Here is a 19,929-nt window from a genome sequence, read left to right as displayed (position 1 = left end):
CGGTGCGGCGGGCGTCGGGGGTGGTGCTGCGGGCGCCTGCGCGGTCGCCCCCCCCCCCCCCGACTCCGGCTCAGGTCAGCTTCGTGGGGTGGGGGTCGTGGGAACCGCCCGTGCGGAGAGGCCGTAGTCCAACTCCGCACCGTCCACGAGGAGGGCCTCCACCGTTTGGGTGGCGGGGTCGATGTCGGCGACGACACCGTTGCCCGCGTAGCGCGGATAGCCGGAGGCCCCGCGTTCCCCGGTGGCGGTGACGACCGTGGCACGGATGGCGGCCGTGGCCAGGTCGGCGTTGGCCAGGCCGTGGACGTGTTCCGGCACGATCAGGATCTCAAAGCGTTGCGGATGTGGTCCGCTTTCGGCCGCGTTCATGGAGGCGACGCTAGGCACTCCGGCCTCGATGTGCATGTCGTCGTCCGAAGAGTCGAACACATCCGTCGGCGACCGTGGACTGCCGGGCCGGCGTTGCACTGCTCTGGTGAGGCCCCCGGCTAGCTCGATTCACGATGCACGGCCCGCGCCTCCATCACCCAGTGGGTCCCCGGCTGCGAGTCCGGCTCGCGGACGGCCCGGTCGACGAGTTCGGCCAGTTGGTTTCCGGTGATCATGTCCAGGTGCACCGTGCTCAGCCGGGGTCTGAGGAGTCTGCCGAGGAGAAGGTCGTCCGCGCCGATCACGGCGGTTTCGCGGGGGATGTCGATGCCCTGGTCCTGCAGGGCCCTCATCAGCAGCATGGCGTAGTCGTCGTTGTACGCGTAGACCGCGTCAAGGCCGAGGGTGCGCCAGCGGACGGCGAGCGCGGTCGCGGATTCCTCGTCGTACGACAGGGGCAACGGCTCGATGCGTGCCCCGGTGCCCGCGATCGCTTGGCGCGCGCCCTCGATCCGGTGTCGGCCGAGGATGTCGAGCCCGGGTTCACTCGGGAGGACGATGCCAAGAGCGCGCCGCCCACGCTGGAGGAGGTGCGTGGCTGCGCAACGGCCGATGCCGCTCTGGTCGATGACGAGGGAATGCGCTCCTTCGACGGTTGCGGGCGCAAGCGTGATGACCGCTTTGGCACCCGAACGCCGTAGGAGTCCGACGCCTTGTGGGGTGAGTCCGGCCTCGCCGAGGGCGACTACCGCCACGGGTCGCAATTCGGCCCAGGAGCGCACCGCTTCGCCGCCTTCGAGGCCGAGGCTGTCGTATTGGACGACGGTGTAGTCCAACTGTCGCAGTGCGCCTTGCAGCTCCTGGAGGAACCGACTGTGCAGCGGGCCTGATGGGAAGGCGGCCGTGGGCAGCAGCACCATGCGGGTGTGTCCGGCCCGCAGACTGCGGGCGGCGGCATGGGGAACGTAGCCCAACTCTTCGGCTGCCGCGCGAACCCGACGGCGGGTGGCGTCGCTGATGCGCACGGCCGAGGCGTTGTTGAGGACGTAGGAGACGGTGGCCCGGGAGACTCCGGCTAACCGGGCGACATCGGCGCTGGTGGGAACGGAGTGCTCTGCGGACTGCTTGGGTGTCTGGCTCATCGCCCTGGGCATCTTTCCAGAACATCCTTTCAGATGTGACGGCGGATGGCTGGATTCAAACTCCCTACGGACGGTGGTCGGGGCGTGCCTCGGGCCGTGGTGGCGGGAGGTGTGACGACGGCAGGGCTGAGCGACTCATGGAGAGTCGATAGGGCGAGTCGATAGGGCTCGGCAGCCGGCGATCACCCCTTGGGCGGGGTCATCGGCGAGCCAGGACATGCGGGCCGGTGCGGTGGCCCGTCCGACGGTGGTTCTGAACCCCGGTGTGGGCGGTGTCTACTGCCAGGCCCGGGCGGGCCTACCGTGGCGGGGTGAATCTTCTTCCGCGTCTCGTCCGTTGGTTTCGTTCGTCCACCGCCTCACGGCCGGCGTCCCCCGTTGGCACCGCGCCCCCATCGGTGCCGGGTCGAACGGGCCGCTCCACCACCACGGAGGCCGATCCGGCTTCCGTGGGCCGGGTGCGCACCTCGTACGCACCCGATCGCGACGGTGATCCCGACCCCGGCGAGGTGGTGTGGACCTGGGTTCCCTACGCGGAGGGTGACGGTCGGGGCAAGGACCGTCCGGTCCTGATCGTGGCGCGGGAGTCGGCCGGCACCCTCCTGGCCGTACAGCTGTCGAGCAAACCGCACGACCGGGACCGCAACTGGGTGCCGATCGGAGCAGGACGGTGGGACGGGGCAGGGCGACCGTCCTGGGTCGGTCTGGAGCGGGTGCTCAGGGTGCATCCGGACGGGATGCGTCGTGAGGCGTGCGCGTTGGATCGGTCCCGGTTCGATCGGGTGGTGGGCGCACTGCGCGAGCGCTACGGCTGGCACTGACGGCCGGGGAGGTGCGGCCGGTGTCCACGGCCACGAGGACCAGGGGTCCGTGGGCCCGGCGCAGGTGACCTCGGTCGAAATCACCACTTCTCGACGGTCCCTGGTGGAATCGTGGCTTGCCTTGGCAATCGTCCCGTTCCATGGGCGATGCCCCACAACGGTGCAGCGTGGCACCCGTCGTGGACGACCTCCGAAAGGGGGAGCAATCATTTTCCCAAGGAGAGTCAGGGCGCCACAGCAGCCCCACGCGTCACAAAAGCACTCTTGTGCGAAGCGGCGACAGTGGCTTTAGGTTGAGAGAGCCTTCGAAAGAGGAGCCGATCATGCAACCACCCGATGCCAGCGGATACGGCCGGCCGATCGAGGAACAGGAAGCAGAAGACCTCCTGCGGTGCATCTGCTTCAAGAACGGTCCACCCCGCACGGTAGGAGTGGAACTGGAATGGCTTATTCATGATCAGCGCAACCCTCGGCACCCCGTTGCGGCGGACCGTCTCGCCGCCGCCCACGATCGAGTGCGGTCCCTCGCACTGAACTCGGCACTCACCTTCGAGCCGGGTGGCCAGTTGGAGCTCAGCTCCCCGCCCGCCGGCTCTCTGATGGAGTGTGTGGACTCCGTCGCCGCCGATCTGCACACCGTGCGCAACACTCTGCGTCGGGACGGACTCACCCTCACCGGACTGGGCCTCGACCCGTGGCACACCCCGCGCAGGGTGCTGCGGGATCCGCGCTACGACGCCATGGAAGCGTATCTGGACCGTACGGGGCCGTCCGGACGGGCCATGATGTGCACCTCCGCCTCGATCCAGGTGTGTCTGGACTCGGGTGAGGAGGAGCCGGGACCGTTGGGACACGGCAGGCGTTGGCAGTTGGCCCATCTCCTCGGTGCGGTCCTCACGGCAGCCTTCGCCAACTCTCCCGCTCGGGAGGGCCGCTGGACCGGCTGGCGCTCCACCCGTCAGGCCATCTGGGCCGAACTCGATGCGATACGTCCCGTCTCCCCGCCACTGCATCGAGAACCGCGGGCGGCCTGGGCCTCCCACGTCCTGGACGCACCGGTGATGTGCGTACGGGAGGAAGCGGTGCCCTGGCACCGTCCCACGGCGCTCAGCTTCCGCGACTGGATACGCACCGGCGTGCACCGGCCACCGACCCGGAAGGACCTCGACTACCACCTGACCACCCTCTTCCCACCTGTCCGACCCCGCGGCCATCTTGAACTGCGGATGATCGACGCCCAGTCGGGCCCCGACGGCTGGGTGGTGCCCCTCGCCGTGGTCACGGCGCTCTTCGACGACCCCGAAGCGGCCGAGACCGTCTACCGCGCGGTCAAGCCGCTGGCGGAGTACGCGGGGACGCAACCGGCGCCGACCAATCCGTTGTGGCTGAACGCCGCACGGTTGGGCCTGGCCGATCCCGAGTTGCGGACGACCGCGGTGAGCTGTTTCACCACCGCGCTGGAAGCACTGCCGCGCATCGGCGCTTCCGCTGCCGTGTGCGACGCGGTCGCCGCCTTCCACGAGCGCTACGTCCTGCGAGGGCGATGTCCAGCGGACGACCTACGCATTCCCTCGGTGCGGCCCGCCGCGGGGGTCTGCGGAAAGGAGCCGGGCCGATGACCGACGAACTGCGGCAGCGCGCACTCGCAGCGCTGACCGATGCCAGGGCGCGCACCGCGACCCTGGTGGACTGTGTCGACGACGGCGAGTTGACCGCGCAGCACTCGCCACTGATGTCCCCCCTGGTCTGGGATCTGGCCCACATCGGCAACCAGGAGGAGCAGTGGTTGCTGCGCACGGTGGGCGGGCGGGAAGCACTGCGCCCCGAGATCGACTCCGTCTACGACGCCTTCGAGCATCCCCGTGCCTCCCGTCCGAGCCTCCCGCTACTGCCTCCTTCCGAGGCTCGTGGATACGCCGCGGACGTACGCGGCAGGGTGTTGGACGTCCTGGAGCGCATCCCCATGGAGGGCGCTCCGCTGACCGAGGCGGGCTTTGCGTTCGGGATGATCGCCCAGCATGAGCAACAGCACGACGAGACCATGCTGATCACCCACCAACTGCGCACCGGCCCCGCCGCCCTGGTGGCTCCCGCCCCACCGCCCGGGAGCGCCCATGGGCTGCCGAGCGAGGTGTTGGTGCCCGCTGGGCCGTTCACGATGGGCACCTCCACCGAGCCTTGGGCACTGGACAACGAGCGGCCGGCACACCGTCGTGACCTGCCGGCCTTCTGGCTGGACACCACGCCCGTGAGCTGCGGTGACTATCTCGCCTTCATGGCGGACGGCGGATACAGTGACCCTCGTTGGTGGGCGGCCGAAGGATTCGAGCAGATCCAACGGCACCACATCGCCGCACCGCTGTTCTGGCACCGGGACGGCGGGCAGTGGCTGCGCCGTCGTTTCGGTGTGACCGAGCCGGTGCCACGGGACGAGCCCGTACTGCACGTGAGTTGGTACGAGGCCGATGCCTATGCCCGTTGGGCCGGTCGCCGACTGCCCAGCGAGGCGGAGTGGGAGAAGGCCGCCCGTCATGACGAAGCGGCGGGTCGCTCCCGCCGCTTCCCCTGGGGCGACGAGGATCCCACTCCTCTCCACGCCAATCTAGGACAGCGGCATTTGCGGCCGGCATCCACCGGCAGCTATCCGGGCGGGGCTTCGCCGCTCGGCGTCCGACAGTTGATGGGCGATGTGTGGGAGTGGACGGCGAGCGATTTCCTCCCCTATCCCGGTTTCGTCGCATTCCCCTACCGTGAGTACTCCGAGGTGTTCTTCGGCGGTGAGCACAAGGTGCTGCGCGGAGGGTCCTTTGCGGTCGGTCCGGTCGCGTGTCGGGGCACCTTTCGCAATTGGGACCTACCGGTCAGGCGGCAGATCTTCGCCGGATTCCGCACCGCACGGGATGCTGGACACGGGGAGGCGGGTGCCTGATGTGTCGGCACATCGCCTACCTCGGGCCCCCGCTCGCCTGGGAGGAACTCCTGATCCGGCCGCCCCATGGACTGCTGCGACAGTCCTGGGCCCCGCGCCGCCAGCGCAATGGAACGGTCAACGCGGACGGATTCGGTGTGGGCTGGTACGCGGCCGGCGATCCGACGCCCGCGCGCTATCGGCGCCCGGGCCCGATCTGGGCCGATGTCTCCTTCATCGACCTCGCCCGGGTGGTCCGCTCAGAAGCGCTGCTCGCAGCGGTGCGCGATGCCACCGAAGCCGGTGCCGACGGGGAGGCAGCTGCGGCCCCCTACGCCCATGGCCCCTGGCTGTTCAGCCACAACGGCGCGGCCCGGGGGTGGCCCGACTCCCTCGTCCCGCTCGCGGCTGCGCTCGCCCCACGGGAACTGCTCCAGTTGGAGGCACGCTGCGACGCCGCCCTGCTGTGGGCGCTGGTGCTGCACCGGCTGCGGGACGGCGACGAGTTGGGCCAGGCGCTGGCCGACACCGTCACCGAGGTGGCGGAGGCCGCCCCCTCGTCCCGGCTGAACTTCCTCCTCACCGACGGCACGGCCATCGCGGCAACGGCCTGGGGTGACTCACTCTGGTACCGAACCGGGCGGCAGCGGGGCACGGTGGTGGCCTCGGAGCCGTACGACGACGACCCTCACTGGCACGAGGTCCCCGACCGCACCCTGCTGGTCGCCACCCGTGCCGAAGTTCTCCTCTCCCCCCTCAAGGAGCGCCCTTCGTGAGCCCGTTCCTGCTGACCCGAACCCTGCCCGAGGACGCCACGGACGCCGCCCTGCGCGCCGATGTGCTCCACGGTCTGACCCGAACGCCCAAGGAGCTGCCGCCGAAGTGGTTCTACGACGCCCGCGGCAGCGAGCTGTTCGAAGAGATCACCCGATTGCCCGAGTACTACCCCACCCGTGCCGAACGGGAGATCCTCATCGAACGGGCGCCCGCGATCGCCTCGGCGACCGGGGCGAGGACCCTCGTCGAGCTGGGGTCAGGCTCGTCCGAGAAGACGCGCCACCTCCTGGACGCACTGCCCGACCTCCAGAGCTATGTCCCGGTCGACGTGAGCGAGAGCGCACTGACCGGCGCGGCGAAGTCGCTGCTGGCCGAACGTCCGGAGCTCCAGGTCCATGCGCTGATCGCGGACTTCACCCGGGGGCTGGCGCTGCCCGGTACACCCGGGCCCCGGCTGGTCGTCTTCCTCGGCGGCACGATCGGCAACCTCCTCCCGGCTGAGCGGGCCCGCTTCCTCCGCTCGGTGCGGGCTCTCCTCGACCCGGGTGACGCACTGCTGCTCGGCACGGACCTGGTCAAGGACGAGGAAGTACTGGTGCGTGCGTACGACGACGCCGCCGGGGTGACCGCCGACTTCAACAAGAACGTCCTGCGGGTGTTGGCGCGTGAGCTGGGCGCGGACGTCGACCCCGGTGACTTCGACCATGTGGCGCTGTGGGACCGCAAGGAGGAGTGGATCGAAATGCGTCTCCGAGCGCGCTCCGACCTGACGGTGAAGATCCCGGAGCTGAATCTCGCGGTCTCCTTCGAGCAGGGCGAGGAGTTGCGCACGGAAGTGTCGGCGAAGTTCCGCAAGGAGGGGGTGGGCCGGGAACTCGCGGCGGCGGGTCTGGAGCTCACCGAGTGGTGGACCGACTCCGCGGGCAGGTTCGCCCTCTCACTGGCCACCGCGACGGCCTGACGGGGGCTGCCGGGGAGGGTGGGCCCGCTCGCGTGCCCACCCTCCCCCTCTCCGCTTCGGACGCCCCCACGGGGGGCGATGCTCGTCCGGGACGATCAGCCAGGCGTCAGCAGCGAGGTGATGGTCCGGGAGGCGGCGTTGGCCGCCTTCTTCGGGTCGGTGCCCGTGAGTACGGCCGTCATGTACGCCTTGATCGGGTTGTTGGCCTCGACATCGGCCCACTGCGGGGAGTTGGGGGTGGCCTTGCTGCCCCCTGCCCGTGCTCCCGCCGCCATGGCAGCGGCGCTTTCCGGACCGTTCGCGACGAGCCCGGCGAGCGACTTCTTGTTGGGCACGTAGTTCATCGTGCGGGCGAGGTCCTTCTGCCAGTGCTCGCTGGCCAGTGCGGAGACCACGTCGATGGCCGCGCCGCGCTGCTTCGCCCGCTCCGGAATGATGAGGTCCGAACCGCCGATGAAGACAGCACCGGGCTTGTTGGCGGAGATGCCCGGCACGGAGAAGTAGCCGAGCTTGCCCTTCAACTGAGGGTTGGTCTTCTCGATGATGGCCGTCGAGCTCGGCGTCGAGATCATCTGGGCGACCTTGCCCGTGGCGAAGACGCCCTCCTGAGCCGGCGTGCGCTCGTCGGACGCCTTCGGTCCGTCGCCATGGGACTGAAGCTTCTTGTAGAAGTCCATGGCCTTGAGCGCCTGGGGGCTGTGCAGCGTGCCCTCCCACGAGCCGGCGCTCTCCTTGGCGAGCTCCCCGCCGTTCTCCCAGATGAAGCCGGCCAGGGTGTACCAGTCCTGACCGGAGAGGTAGATGCCCTGGTTGCCGTCGCGGTTGAGGTCTTCGGAGAGCTCCAGCCACTCCGCACGGGTCTTGGGCAGCTTCTTGACGCCCGCCTCCGCGAAGATGTCCTTGTTGTAGATCACCACGCGATTGGCCGCGTACCACGGAATGCCGTACTGCGAGCCGTTGATGCTCCCCGGCTGGGCGAGACCGTCCAACCAGTCCTCGCTGCCGAGGTCGCGGACGGACTCCAGCGTGAGGTCGGTGAGTGCCTTGCTCTCCGCGTACTGGGCGACCTGCGTGTTGCCGACCTCGATGATCTCGGGAGCGTCCTTGCTCCTGAGCGCTGCGTTGACCTTCTCACCGATGCCGTTCCAACCCTGGAAGGTGATCTCCAGCTTCACCGACGGGTGGTCCTTCTTGTACTGCTTGGTGAAACGGTCCAGGAACTCCGCCGTGACGCTGTCCTTCATCAGCCAGATCCGGACGGTGCGCGTTTCAGATTCCGTGCCCGGTATGAGCCCGCAGCCAGTGAGCGCAGCGGCGCACAGCAGTGCGACGGACGATTGGAGTGGGCGGATTTTCACAGCGTTCACCTAACGAAGGGCATGGAATCTGTACCCGGTGGGGGAAGCGTGCTCCAGGCTCGCACGGGTGTGGCTGGATTTTGATCGTCCACCAAAGTGCCGGTCAAGCCCCGAGCTTTTGACATCTCGCGCACACCCTCCAGGTGGGGCACGGTGGAGAGCGTGTGGAGAGAGTGTAGCGAGAGGAGAGTGAACGTCTATGTCGGATCACATCTATCGGGTAACAGAGATTGTCGGCACCTCTCATGAAGGGGTCGATCAGGCCATCCGCAACGGGATCAGTCGGGCTAACCAGACAGTTCGCGGCCTGGACTGGTTTGAGGTCACACAGGTCAGAGGTCACATCGTCGACGGTCAGATCGAGCATTACCAAGTGGGTCTGAAGGTCGGCTTCCGCCTGGAGGACGACTCCTAGAGGCGCCCCCGCCGGGCATCACCGCCCGACGGGTGCCGCCCTGACGGCGGGGCAGCCGAAGCCGTCGCGCACAATAGTCGGACGATGGCCGTATGCCGTTGGCATACGGCCGTGCGGGATCCCGGCCCCGCCTCGGAGGGCAAGGGTCTTGGGCCCGGGGCCATCCGAACCGCAATCCCCCGCGGAGCGCCTCCTCGCAACGCACAGCCGGAAGTTGCCCGACGGAGCGGTCAGGTGCGCCCCTCCCCCTGGGCCTGCCGCATGGCTTCACCGGTGGCCTCGGCGGCCCAGGTGACGGGGACGACGCGAAAGCCCGCGCGTCGGGCGTCGAGGCACACCAACACATCGTCGTCCACCAGCATCCGCACGTCGCGCTGACGGCCGAGCCGAGCGAGGACCTCCAGTTTGGTGGTCCGGGCGGGCCTGCGGTCGCCGTTGCGGCGCATGTGAACCGCTCCCGCCGGAAGGCCCTGAGCGGCGAGCCAGGCCACAGTGTCCTTGCGACACCGCTCGGGCCTGCCCGTGAGATACACCACCTCGCACTCCTCGGCCGCGGTGAGGCAGACCCGAACACCCTCGGCGAGCGGTGGATCCTCGGATGCGGCGGCGAAGAACGCGCCCCAGTCACGAGGGGTGCGTTCCAGGAAGTGCTGACGGTGTGCGGTGTCGGCAAGGGTGCCGTCGAGGTCGAAGATGGCCAGGGGTCTGCCGTCGTGTGTCACACCGACAGCCTAAGCACTCGGATTCTTCTGCTGCCCATCCCACAGGCACCTGCTCATCGGTACGAGCGGCACGATCACGCGCCCTCGAGGGTGGCTTGGAAAGGGGTGTCCCTCCTGAATCGCACTCCTTTTAAGGATCCCTGCAAGCTCTCTGCAAGCTCCCTGCAAGACCCCGATCCGATCTGACCAGCGACGACAGCTAGAATAGGGCGATATGCACAGCCCTTCCGGCGCGCCCGAGCCCCTGGACCCGTACGTCCGGGTACGCGGCGCACGGGAGCACAACCTGCGCAATGTCGATGTGGACATCCCCCGCAACGCCCTGGTCGTCTTCACCGGCGTCTCCGGGTCGGGAAAGTCCTCGCTCGCCTTCGGCACGGTGTACGCGGAGGCCCAGCGCCGCTACTTCGAGTCCGTGGCGCCCTACGCACGTCGGCTGATCCACCAGGTGGGCGCGCCTGCGGTCGGGGAGATCTCCGGGCTTCCCCCCGCGGTCTCCCTGGAGCAGCGCCGCTCGTCCCCCACGTCTCGTTCATCGGTGGGCACGGTCACCACCATCTCCAACTCCCTGCGGATGCTGTTCTCCCGAGCGGGGGACTATCCGCCGGGAGCCGAGCGGCTGGACTCGGATGCGTTCTCCCCCAACACGGCCGCCGGTGCCTGCCCCGAATGCCACGGCCTGGGAGTGGTCCACGACACCAGTGAGGAGTTGTTGGTCCCCGACCCTGCCCTCTCCATCCGGGAAGGTGCCATCGCCGCCTGGCCCGGGGCCTGGCAGGGCAAGAACCTGCGCGATGTGTTGGATGCGTTGGGGTACGACGTCGACCGGCCCTGGCACCGATTGGACCAGAAGGACCGGGACTGGATCCTCTTCACCTCGGAGCAGCCCGTGGTGACCGTGCACCCGGTGCGGGACGCGGGCCGGATCCAGCGCCCGTACCAGGGCACGTACACGAGCGCCCGTCGTCATGTGCTGCACACCTTCGCGGATTCGCGGAGCACGGCCCTGCGGGCCCGCGCCGAGCGGTTTCTGAGCAGTTCACCGTGTCCTTCGTGCGGGGGTGCGCGGTTGCGTCCCGAATCCCTCGCCGTGACCGTGTCAGGGCGGACCATCACCGAACTGGCCACGCTGCCCCTCACCGAACTGGCAGAGGTGCTCAGGGCCACGGACGGCGGTGCGGCCGTCCGGGTGCTCACCTCTGACCTGCTGTCGCGGATCGGCCCGGTGGTCGAACTGGGCCTCGACTATCTGAGCCTGGACCGGGCCGCGCCCACCCTCTCCAACGGCGAACTCCAACGGCTACGGCTCGCGACACAGTTGCGTTCGGGGCTGTTCGGGGTGGTGTACGTACTGGACGAGCCGTCCGCGGGTCTGCACCCCGCGGACACCGAGGCGCTGCTGACTGTTCTGGAGCGATTGAAGGCTGCGGGCAATTCGGTGTTCGTGGTGGAACACCATCTGGATGTGATGCGCGGCGCGGACTGGCTCGTCGACGTGGGCCCGGGAGCCGGTGAGCACGGTGGACGGGTGGTTTACAGCGGGCCGCCCCAGCAGTTGGCGACCGTGGCCGATTCGGTGACCCGGCGTTTCCTCTTCGAGGATCCGGCAGCGGCTTCCCCGGGTGGGACCGTGCGCACGCCGTCCGGGTGGCTTCGCGTCGGACCGGTGACCCGGCACAATCTGCGTACGGTCACGGCCAGACTGCCCCTGGGCGCACTGACGGCGATCACCGGCGTTTCCGGTTCGGGGAAGTCCACGCTGGTGTCGGCGATCACTCCGGACCTGCCCGGTGTCGGCCGGTTGGTCTTCGTGGACCAGAAACCCATCGGGCGGACCCCGCGCTCCAACCTGGCGACATACACCGGCCTGTTCGACGTGGTGCGCAAGCTCTTCGCCCAGACGGACGAGGCACATCGAAGGGGCTATCGGGCGGGGCGCTTCTCGTTCAATGTGTCGGGCGGGCGCTGTGAGACGTGTCAGGGCGAGGGTTTCATCTCCGTCGAGCTGCTCTTCCTGCCCAGCACCTACGCTCCTTGCCCCGATTGCCGGGGAGCTCGCTACAACCCGCAGACGCTGGAAGTCCGCTACCGGGGGTTGAGCATCGCGGACGTGCTGGACCTCTCCGTGGAGGAGGCTGCGGACTTCTTCGGTGAGGTGCCCCCGGCCGCCCGCGCCCTGACCACGCTGTTGGACGTGGGACTCGGCCATCTGCGGTTGGGGCAGCCGGCCACCGAGCTCTCGGGCGGTGAGGCACAACGGATCAAACTGGCCACGGAGCTCCAACGGCTGCGCGGTGAGCACACGCTGTACGTGCTGGACGAACCGACCACCGGACTGCATCCGGCCGACGTGCTGGTCCTGATGCACCAGCTGAACGGGCTGGTCGACGCGGGGCATTCGGTCGTGGTGGTGGAGCACGACATGGATGTGGTCGCCGGCGTGGACTGGGTGATCGATCTGGGGCCGGGCGGAGGTGACGCCGGCGGTCGGATCGTCGCCGCGGGAACACCGGAGCAGGTGGCGTCCGCCGACAGCCGGACCGCGCCCCATCTCGCGGCCCGGCTGCGCCCTTGAACATCTCGCGGCCAGGCTGCGCCCCTGAACGCTCTTGTCTGTCCGACGCCGACCCGCGGCACCCGGGCCGCCGCGGATCGCTGACCGTGCTCCCGTACGGCGACGGGAGAGCGACCAGGAGCAGCGGCCACGGATGTTCGGGGCTATGAGCGGCGACTGGTCTTGCGGTTGGCGCGCAGCCACTCCTTGTTCATGGCGGCGATCGACGGCAGCGGAATGCCCTTGGGACACGCCGTGGCGCACTCTCCGGTGAGGGTGCAGCCGCCGAAGCCCTCCGCGTCCATGGTGGCCACCATGTCGAGGACGCGCGTCTCCCGTTCGGGTGCACCCTGCGGGAGGACGTTGAGGTGGTTCACCTTGGCCGAGGTGAAGAGCATCGCCGAGCCGTTGGGGCAGGCCGCCACACAGGCCCCGCATCCGATGCACTCCGCGTGCTCGAAGGCGAAGTCGGCATCGGGCTTGGGGACCGGTGTGGCGTGGGCGTCCGGTGCGGCACCGGTGGGCACGCTGATGTAGCCACCGGCCTGGATGATCCGGTCGAAGGCGGACCGGTCCACCACCAGGTCCTTGATGACCGGGAAGGCCGACGCTCGCCAGGGCTCCACGTCGATGGTGTCGCCGTCCTCGAAGGAACGCATGTGGAGCTGACAGGTGGTGGTGCGTTCCGGGCCGTGCGCATCACCGTTGATGACCAGGCTGCACGCACCGCAGATGCCTTCGCGACAGTCGTGGTCGAAGGCGACCGGGTCCTCACCGCGCAGGATGAGTTCCTCGTTGAGGGTGTCGAGCATCTCCAGGAAGGACATGTCCTCGGAGATGTTGTCGACCTCGTACGTGGCCATGGCGCCGGGGGTGTCGGCACCGCGCTGGCGCCAGACGCGCAGGTTGAGCTTCATGCGTAGCTCCGCTGGGTGGGGTGGACGTACTCGAAGACCAGGTCTTCCTTGTGCAGGACGGGCGGGCCCGCGGTGCCGTTGAACTCCCAGGCGGCTGCGTAGCCGAACTCCTCGTCCCTGCGGGCCGCCTCGCCGTCGGGGGTCTGCGACTCCTCGCGGAAGTGACCGCCGCAGGACTCGCTGCGGTGGAGGGCGTCGAGGCACATCAGCTCGGCGAGCTCCAGGTAGTCGACGATCCGGTTGGCCTTCTCCAGCGACTGGTTGAACTCCTCGCCGACGCCGGGGACCTTGATGCGCCGCCAGAACTCCTCGCGGATCTGCGGGATGCGTGCCAGGGCTTTGCGCAGCCCCTGCTCGGTGCGGGCCATGCCGCAGAACTCCCACATCACTTCGCCCAACTCGCGGTGGAAGGAGTCCGGGGTGCGGTCGCCGTCGACGGCGAGGAGCAGCCTGATGCGGTCCTCGGTCTCGGCGATGACCTCGGCCGCCTCGGGGTGGGAGGCGTCGGGGCTGTCGCCCAGTGGGGCGCGGGCGAGGTAGTCGTTGATGGTGGACGGCAGGACGAAGTAGCCGTCGCCCAGGCCCTGCATCAGTGCGGAGGCTCCGAGGCGGTTGGCGCCGTGGTCGGAGAAGTTGGCTTCGCCGATGGCGAAGAGGCCCGGCACGGTGGTCTGGAGGTCGTAGTCGACCCAGAGGCCGCCCATGGTGTAGTGCACGGCGGGGTAGATCCGCATGGGGACTTCGTAGGGGTTCTCCGCGGTGATCCGCTCGTACATGTCGAAGAGGTTGCCGTACTTCTCCTCGACCTTGGCCCGGCCCATGCGCCGGATGGCGTCGGCGAAGTCGAGGTAGACGCCCTGTCCTCCGGGGCCGACGCCCCGGCCTTCGTCACAGACGTTCTTCGCAGCGCGGGAGGCGATGTCCCGCGGCACCAGGTTGCCGAAGGAGGGGTAGATGCGCTCCAGGTAGTAGTCGCGCTCCTCCTCGGGGATCTCGTTGGCGGGCCGCTGGTCGCCGTGTGCCTTGGGCACCCAGATCCGTCCGTCGTTGCGGAGGGACTCGCTCATCAGGGTCAGTTTGGACTGGTGCTCGCCGGTGCGCGGGATGCAGGTGGGGTGGATCTGGGTGAAGCAGGGGTTGGCGAAGTACGCCCCGCGGCGGTGGGCGCGCCAGATGGCGGTGGCGTTGGAGTTCATGGCGTTGGTCGAAAGATAGAAGACATTGCCGTACCCGCCGCTGGCCAGCACCACGGCGTCGGCGAAGTGACTGGAGATCTCGCCGGTGACGAGGTCGCGGGCGACGATGCCGCGGGCCCGTCCGTCGATGACGATCAGGTCCAGCATCTCGGTGCGCGGGTGGATGTTGACGTTGCCCGCGGCGATCTGCCGGGACAGCGCCTGGTACGCGCCGAGGAGCAGTTGCTGTCCCGTCTGGCCGCGGGCGTAGAAGGTGCGGGAGACCTGGACCCCGCCGAAGGAGCGGGTGTCGAGGAGTCCGCCGTACTCACGGGCGAAGGGCACGCCCTGGGCCACGCACTGGTCGATGATCTCCACGGAGATCTGCGCGAGCCGGTGCACATTGGCCTCGCGGGCCCGGAAGTCGCCGCCCTTGACGGTGTCGTAGAAGAGGCGGTGGATCGAGTCGCCGTCGTTGCGGTAGTTCTTGGCCGCGTTGATGCCGCCCTGGGCCGCGATGGAGTGGGCTCGGCGCGGGGAGTCCTGGTAGCAGAACTGCTCCACGTGGTAGCCCTGCTCACCGAGGGTCGCCCCCGCGGCGCCGCCGGCGAGTCCGGTACCGACGACGATGACGGTGTGCTTGCGGCGGTTGGCGGGGTTGACGAGCTTCGCTTCGAAACGGCGGCGGTCCCAGCGCTCGGCGATCGGCCCGTCGGGAGCCTTGCTGTCGAAGAGCGGCTCACCAGTTGCGTACTCGGTGTAGTCCAGATCGTTCATGTTGCTCACCTAGCTCACCACTCCGGTCATGACGGCGACGGGGACGGCGATGAAACCGGCGGTCAGCACCAGTGCGAGGCCATTGGCGACGATCTTGAGGATGCGGTCGCGGGAGGCGCTGCCGACACCGAGGGTCTGGGCGGCGCTCCAGAAGCCGTGGCGGACGTGGAGGCCGATGGCGAGCATCGCCGTGATGTAGATGACGTTGCCGTACCAGGTGGAGAAGGTGGCGACCACGTTCTCGTACGGACGTCCGGGCTGTGCGTTCTCGTTCACCGTGAGGGTGGTGAGGTCGAGGATGTGCCAGACGATGAACAGGGCGACGATGACACCGCCCCAGCGCATGGTTCGGGTGGCGTAGCTGGCGCGCTTGCGCCGATGGGCGTACTTGCTGGGCCGGGCCTTGATGTCGCGCTTGCTGAGCTGGTACGCGGAGACCGCATGGGCCACGACCGCGGCGAGCAGCACGACGCGGACGATCCACAGGGCCCATTCCTCGTGGAGGATCGGGGCGCCCATGGTGCGCAGCCAGTGGCCGTACTCATTGAACTCAGAGGGGCCGAAGAAGACCTTGAGGTTGCCCATCACATGGGCGACGAGGTAGCCGAGCATGATCAGGCCGCTGACGGCCATGACCACCTTCTTGCCGATCGTCGATCCCCAGAAGGAGCGCTTGGGTGGCGGCTTGCGCACCGCGTTCCCGTTGTCCGTCCGTGTTGCCAGAGCCATGGGGGAAAGGTAGGGCCAGCGGAGTCAAGAGGTCCAAGACATGATCCGGCTCATCTCAATAGGCATCCCCTATCGTAGGAGCATGCAGCTGCAACAGCTCCTCTACTTTGTGGCCGTGGCCGAGACACATCACTTCACTCAGGCCGCTGAACGTGTCCATGTCGCACAGCCCTCGCTGTCCCAGCAGATCCGAGCCCTGGAGACAGAACTGGGTGCGGAACTGTTCAGTAGGGCCCGTGGCAACATTTCGCTCACCGAGGCCGGTGAGACCCTGCTGCCGCTCGCCCGGCGCATCCTCGCGGACGCCGACACGGCACGGCACGAGGTGCAGGAGCTGGTGCAGCTGCGCCGGGGCAGGGTGCGGCTCGGGGCGACGCCGAGCCTGTGCACCGGGCTGCTGCCCGACGTCCTGCGCGTCTACCACGATCGGCACCCGGGGATCAGGCTGCTGATCGAGGAGGGCGGCTCGCACGATCTGGTGCGCCAGCTGGCGCGCGGTGCCCTCGACCTGGCGTTGGTCGTGCTGCCGCTGCCCCCGGGATCGCCCGCCCTGACCACGGTGGAGTTGCTTCGGGAAGATCTGGTGGTGGTGTCGTCCGCATCGGCGAAGGCACCCCGCAGACCGGTGCGGATCGCGGACCTGCGGGATCAGCCGCTGGTGATGTTCCGGCACGGGTACGACCTGCGGGAGCTGACCGTTGCCGCCTGTAGGGCGGCCGGGTTCGAACCCGGCTTCACCGTGGAGGGCGGGGAGATGGACGCCGTGCTGGGGTTCGTGCGCGCCGGGCTCGGTATGGCGGTGGTGCCGAGCATGGTGGCGGGGCGGGCGGGGCCGGGGTTGCGGGTGACCCCGTTGGCCCGGCCGGGCCTGCGGCGGACGATCGCCCTTGCGCACCGCAGCGACGTGGCGCCGCCGAGGGCGGCGCGGGAGCTCCAACGGGTGCTCCTGGCATCAGCGGCCACCGACTGAACTCCGGTCGCGCGTCTCGCGGGAACGTGCGAACGCGGGAACGCTGTGTCACGTCGGTGGACGACGCTCATGGCGCACCGGGGGCGCCATGGACGGTGCGAGGAGCGCCGGCGTCCGGTGTGGGACGGGCTGCGGGGGTGTGGGGTGGGGGGGCCCGGGCCCGGGGGCCCCCCCCCCGGGGGGGGGGCGGGTCAAACGGGGGCCCCCCCGGGGAGGGGGGGGCGGGTAACGGCGGGGGCGTGGGGCCCCCCCGGGCGGCGCGGGTGGGGGGGGGGGGGGGGGGGGGGGGGGGGCGCCCCGCCCCCCCGCCCCCCCCACCCCGGGATGGGCGTCCGGATCAGACGGCGTCCGCCAGGGTCAGGGCGTGCAGCTTCTCGGGCGGGCCCGGTCTCGCGTAGTACCAACCCTGCGCGGTGTCACAGCCCAGCTCGCGCAACTGGTCGGCCTGCGCCCCCGTCTCCACGCCCTCGACGGTGACCGCCAGCTCCAGGCTGTGGGCCAGCGACACGATCCCTTCGACGATCTTCAGATCGACCGGGTCCACCGGCAGGTGCTGCATGCCCTTGGTGAAGGAACGGTCCAGTTTGAGGACACTGACCGGCAGCCTGCGCAGATTGGCCAGGTTGGAGTAGCCGGTGCCGAAGTCGTCCAGGGCGATGTCGACACCCAACTCGGCCAGCTGCCGCAGCGGCTTCAGCAGCCCTTCGTCCGCGCCGATCAGGGCGGATTCGGTGACCTCCAGGCAGAGCGAGCCCGGGGCCAGCCCCGAGCCTTCGAGCACGGCGACGGTCTCGTTGACCAGGCCCGGGTGCTGGAGTTGGGTGGGCGAGAGGTTCACATTGATCCGCACCGGCCCGAGGTCGGCGTGGTGCTCCTGCCAGTACCGCGCTTGGCGCACGGCCTCCTGGAGGACCCAACGGCCGAGCGGAATGATCAGTCCGGTGTGTTCGGCGAGCGGAATGAACTGATCGGGTCCGAGGACGCCGTGTTGTGGATGGCACCAGCGGACGAGGGCCTCCGCGCCATGGACCTTGCCGTCACACATGTCGACCAGGGGTTGGTACTCGATGAAGAACTCGCCGCGCTCCAACGCCGCGGGCAACGCGGTCGTCAGACCGTGGCGCGTGATGGCACGCGCATCGGCTTCGGGGTCGGCCGTCTCATAGCGATTGCCACCGGCGGACTTGGCCCGGTACATGGTGATGTCGGCGCTGCGGAGCACCTCGGCGGTGGTGCGCTCACCCGCCGGCCCCTCCACGATGCCGATGGAGCCGCGGACGGTGAACTCACGACCGTCGACCCGGATGGGTGAGGCCAGGGCGGAGAGGATGCGCGCCGCCAGCTCGTCGACCTCGTGCTCGGTGTCGGGACCCGTGGTCAGGGCCACGAACTCATCGCCGCCGAGCCGCGCCACCATCTCCCCCGGTGCCGTGGCACAGCTCTGCAACCGGTCGGCGACCTCGACCAGCAGTCGATCACCCGTCGCGTGGCCCAAGCTGTCGTTGACGGCCTTGAACCCGTCGAGGTCCAGGTAGCAGAGCCCGAACCTGGCCCCGTCCCCTGCCGAGAGCGCTTTCTCAAGGCGCTCGAAAAACAGCGTCCTGTTGGGCAGTCCCGTGAGTGCGTCGTGGGTGGCCTCGTAGCGCAGGCGCAGATGGAGGAGGCGTCGTTCGGTGGTGTCCTCCAGCAGGGCCAGTTGGTACTGCGGGCGGCCGTCGGGGTCCCGGAGGAGGGAGACGGTGAGATTGGTCCACAGCACCGTGCCATCGTTGCGGAAGAAGGGCTTCTCCACTCGGAAGTGTTCCCGCTCGCCGCGGACGAGCTCGCGGTAGAGCTGCCAGACGTGGGGACGGTCCTCGGGGTGCGACCACTCGGTGACCTTCTTGCCGCGCACATGCTGTTCCAAGCCGCCGAACATCCGGGTGAGGGTCTCGTTGACCTCCAGGATGTTGCCTTCGAGATCGGCGATGGCGATACCGATCGCGGCCCCCTCGAAGACCGCGCGCAGTCGGGTCTCGGTGGCGTGCAGGGCGCTCACGGCGGCGTTGCGTGCGGCCAGGGAGGAGTGGGCGATGGACTCCTGCTCGGCGAGGGTCCGTTCGCGCAGTCCATGGGCGTAGCCGGCGGCGAGCGCGTGCTGAAGCCTGGCACAGCGGGCGCGGCTGTCTTCCGCGGCCTGTTCGGCGCCGGGCCCCTCGATGCCGGGATCTCCGCAGTAGAGCACCAGATAGGCGTCGATCACGCCGAGGGTGCGGCTGAGCGCCTCGGGGTCGGTGCAGTGCGCTTCGATCAGTGCGGCCCCGATGCGCTGTACTGCGCGGGCGTCGAAGGTGTGGGAGTGCAGCGATTCGCTCAGTTGGCGGGCGAGGGGCAGCAGGTGCTGCTCGATCTCGGGTCGCGTGAGCGAGGTCGCCGTCACGGGGAAGACGGCTCGGCTCCAGATGGTGGCGAACCGACGGAGTCTGTCCTCAAGGCCGTCCGGGTCCGCCGCGGAACCCGGTGCTTGCGACGGAGCCATCACGCCCTGCGCCCCACCCCGGCGAAGCCTGCGAAGGCATATGGGTCTTCCTGCTCGGTGGGGGCGTCCGGCCGCCACTGCGGCATGGACACCAGGCCGGGCTCGACCATCTCGTACCCCTCGAAGAAATCAGCAATTTGCTCACGCGAACGCGATATCAGTGGACTGCGGGTCCCGCGGTAGACGCCGACCACTCCTTCGGCCTGTTCCCTCGGCACCGGGACGGTGTCGTACGACATGTGCGTGACGGCGACGAGGCTGCCCGGCACCGTCGCGTCCCGCAGTCGCCGTACCGCGGTGTACGGGTCTTCCTCGTCCTCGACGAAGTGGAGCACGGCGAGGAGGAGCAGCGCCACCGGCTGACTGAGGTCCAACACCGCGGCGACTTCCGGGCTTTCCAGGATCTGTCGTGGTCTACGCAGGTCAGCGGCTACTACGGCGGCCTTGGGGTCGTCCCCGAGGACAGCCTGCCCATGGGCAACGGCAACCGGATCGTGATCGACGTACACAACGCGTGCATCGCTGCTCGCATTGCGTGCAACCTCGTGCACATTACCGAAGGTGGGAATTCCGGAACCGATGTCCAGGAACTGGGTTACGCCTTGGGCCACTGCGTAATTCACCACGCGGCGCATGAAAGCACGGTTGGCCTGCATGGCCTTGGGAAGCCCCGGCATGAACTCCAAAACCCTGCGGGCCGCCTCGCGATCGACCTCGAAGTTGTGCGAGCCGCCCAGGTAATAGTCGTACATTCGGGACACGCTCGGCACCGATATATCGATGCCGGGCGGGGCCCAGGCGGGACGCTCCATCGAT

At 68.9% G+C, this 19,929-nt stretch carries 17 protein-coding genes; 8 read left to right on the top strand and 9 right to left on the bottom strand.

From position 1 onward, the window contains the following. Positions 1 to 75 precede the first annotated feature (75 nt). Entirely contained in the window at positions 76 to 369 is a 294-nt protein-coding gene (locus ACFXJL_RS22585) for a hypothetical protein (RefSeq protein ID WP_384644741.1), read from the bottom strand. A 119-nt stretch (positions 370 to 488) separates the two neighbouring features. Continuing rightward, positions 489 to 1,523: a LacI family DNA-binding transcriptional regulator gene (locus ACFXJL_RS22580; protein WP_384695076.1), complete on the bottom strand. Its 1,035-nt coding sequence runs from the start codon at positions 1,521 to 1,523 to the stop codon at positions 489 to 491. A gap of 386 nt (positions 1,524 to 1,909) precedes the next feature. Here ACFXJL_RS22580 and ACFXJL_RS22575 point away from each other — a divergent pair, with 386 nt between their 5' ends. The 5 genes from ACFXJL_RS22575 to egtD all read left to right on the top strand — a co-directional run bounded on the left by ACFXJL_RS22575 (position 1,910) and on the right by egtD (position 6,978). Further along, positions 1,910 to 2,332, top strand: a complete 423-nt coding sequence (locus ACFXJL_RS22575) for a type II toxin-antitoxin system PemK/MazF family toxin (RefSeq protein WP_358882415.1) — start codon at positions 1,910 to 1,912, stop codon at positions 2,330 to 2,332. 323 nt (positions 2,333 to 2,655) lie between these two features. Further along, the gene (gene egtA, locus ACFXJL_RS22570; RefSeq protein ID WP_358882410.1) at positions 2,656 to 3,951 is read left to right on the top strand and encodes an ergothioneine biosynthesis glutamate--cysteine ligase EgtA; all 1,296 of its coding nucleotides are present in this window, start codon (positions 2,656 to 2,658) and stop codon (positions 3,949 to 3,951) included. After that, entirely contained in the window at positions 3,948 to 5,261 is a 1,314-nt protein-coding gene (egtB, locus tag ACFXJL_RS22565; RefSeq protein WP_384695073.1) for an ergothioneine biosynthesis protein EgtB, read from the top strand. Before egtA ends, egtB begins: the two co-directional genes overlap by 4 nt. Next, positions 5,261 to 6,016: an ergothioneine biosynthesis protein EgtC gene (egtC, locus tag ACFXJL_RS22560; protein ID WP_358882408.1), complete on the top strand. Its 756-nt coding sequence runs from the start codon at positions 5,261 to 5,263 to the stop codon at positions 6,014 to 6,016. Before egtB ends, egtC begins: the two co-directional genes overlap by 1 nt. Continuing rightward, positions 6,013 to 6,978, top strand: coding sequence for an L-histidine N(alpha)-methyltransferase (egtD, locus tag ACFXJL_RS22555; protein ID WP_384695069.1), 966 nt, complete (start codon positions 6,013 to 6,015; stop codon positions 6,976 to 6,978). Before egtC ends, egtD begins: the two co-directional genes overlap by 4 nt. A gap of 95 nt (positions 6,979 to 7,073) precedes the next feature. On the opposite strand, the gene ACFXJL_RS22550 is transcribed toward egtD, so the two are convergent. Then, positions 7,074 to 8,336: an extracellular solute-binding protein gene (locus tag ACFXJL_RS22550; RefSeq protein ID WP_358882414.1), complete on the bottom strand. Its 1,263-nt coding sequence runs from the start codon at positions 8,334 to 8,336 to the stop codon at positions 7,074 to 7,076. A gap of 199 nt (positions 8,337 to 8,535) precedes the next feature. On the opposite strand from ACFXJL_RS22550, the gene ACFXJL_RS22545 reads away from it, so the two are divergent. Beyond that, complete coding sequence (locus ACFXJL_RS22545; RefSeq protein WP_329025530.1) at positions 8,536 to 8,751, top strand: dodecin; 216 nt, start codon at positions 8,536 to 8,538, stop codon at positions 8,749 to 8,751. A gap of 230 nt (positions 8,752 to 8,981) precedes the next feature. Here the strand turns inward: ACFXJL_RS22545 and ACFXJL_RS22540 are convergent, their stop codons facing one another. Continuing rightward, positions 8,982 to 9,473 (bottom strand): hypothetical protein, encoded by a 492-nt coding sequence (locus tag ACFXJL_RS22540; protein ID WP_384644748.1) that lies wholly within the window; start codon positions 9,471 to 9,473, stop codon positions 8,982 to 8,984. 214 nt (positions 9,474 to 9,687) lie between these two features. Here ACFXJL_RS22540 and ACFXJL_RS22535 point away from each other — a divergent pair, with 214 nt between their 5' ends. Continuing rightward, the gene (locus tag ACFXJL_RS22535) at positions 9,688 to 12,048 is read left to right on the top strand and encodes an ATP-binding cassette domain-containing protein (protein WP_384644750.1); all 2,361 of its coding nucleotides are present in this window, start codon (positions 9,688 to 9,690) and stop codon (positions 12,046 to 12,048) included. A gap of 143 nt (positions 12,049 to 12,191) precedes the next feature. Here ACFXJL_RS22535 and ACFXJL_RS22530 read toward each other — a convergent pair whose 3' ends face one another. Genes ACFXJL_RS22530 through ACFXJL_RS22520 form a run of 3 tightly spaced genes read right to left on the bottom strand, consistent with a single transcriptional unit; the run spans position 12,192 to position 15,625 of the window. Further along, entirely contained in the window at positions 12,192 to 12,944 is a 753-nt protein-coding gene (locus ACFXJL_RS22530; RefSeq protein ID WP_358882404.1) for a succinate dehydrogenase/fumarate reductase iron-sulfur subunit, read from the bottom strand. Continuing rightward, on the bottom strand, positions 12,941 to 14,896 hold the full coding sequence (locus tag ACFXJL_RS22525; RefSeq protein ID WP_384695083.1) for a fumarate reductase/succinate dehydrogenase flavoprotein subunit: 1,956 nt from the start codon (positions 14,894 to 14,896) through the stop codon (positions 12,941 to 12,943). The genes ACFXJL_RS22530 and ACFXJL_RS22525 overlap by 4 nt, the downstream gene beginning before the upstream one ends. Positions 14,897 to 14,905: 9 nt before the next feature. Then, the gene (locus ACFXJL_RS22520) at positions 14,906 to 15,625 is read right to left on the bottom strand and encodes a succinate dehydrogenase cytochrome b subunit (protein WP_358882403.1); all 720 of its coding nucleotides are present in this window, start codon (positions 15,623 to 15,625) and stop codon (positions 14,906 to 14,908) included. A gap of 82 nt (positions 15,626 to 15,707) precedes the next feature. Here ACFXJL_RS22520 and ACFXJL_RS22515 point away from each other — a divergent pair, with 82 nt between their 5' ends. Continuing rightward, positions 15,708 to 16,595, top strand: coding sequence for a LysR substrate-binding domain-containing protein (locus ACFXJL_RS22515; RefSeq protein ID WP_329025517.1), 888 nt, complete (start codon positions 15,708 to 15,710; stop codon positions 16,593 to 16,595). A 337-nt stretch (positions 16,596 to 16,932) separates the two neighbouring features. Here ACFXJL_RS22515 and ACFXJL_RS22510 read toward each other — a convergent pair whose 3' ends face one another. Beyond that, positions 16,933 to 19,113, bottom strand: coding sequence for a putative bifunctional diguanylate cyclase/phosphodiesterase (locus tag ACFXJL_RS22510; protein ID WP_384638139.1), 2,181 nt, complete (start codon positions 19,111 to 19,113; stop codon positions 16,933 to 16,935). Then, positions 19,113 to 19,925 (bottom strand): SAM-dependent methyltransferase, encoded by an 813-nt coding sequence (locus tag ACFXJL_RS22505; protein ID WP_358881199.1) that lies wholly within the window; start codon positions 19,923 to 19,925, stop codon positions 19,113 to 19,115. The genes ACFXJL_RS22510 and ACFXJL_RS22505 overlap by 1 nt, the downstream gene beginning before the upstream one ends. Positions 19,926 to 19,929: the final 4 nt, after the last annotated feature.

Origin of the sequence: Streptomyces sp. NPDC059256, from assembly GCF_042753785.1 — a bacterium.
In the GTDB taxonomy this organism is placed as follows: Bacteria; Actinomycetota; Actinomycetes; order Streptomycetales; family Streptomycetaceae; genus Streptomyces.
Note: the sequence above shows the minus strand (reverse complement) of the source record. Positions and strands in the feature narration are given on the sequence as shown.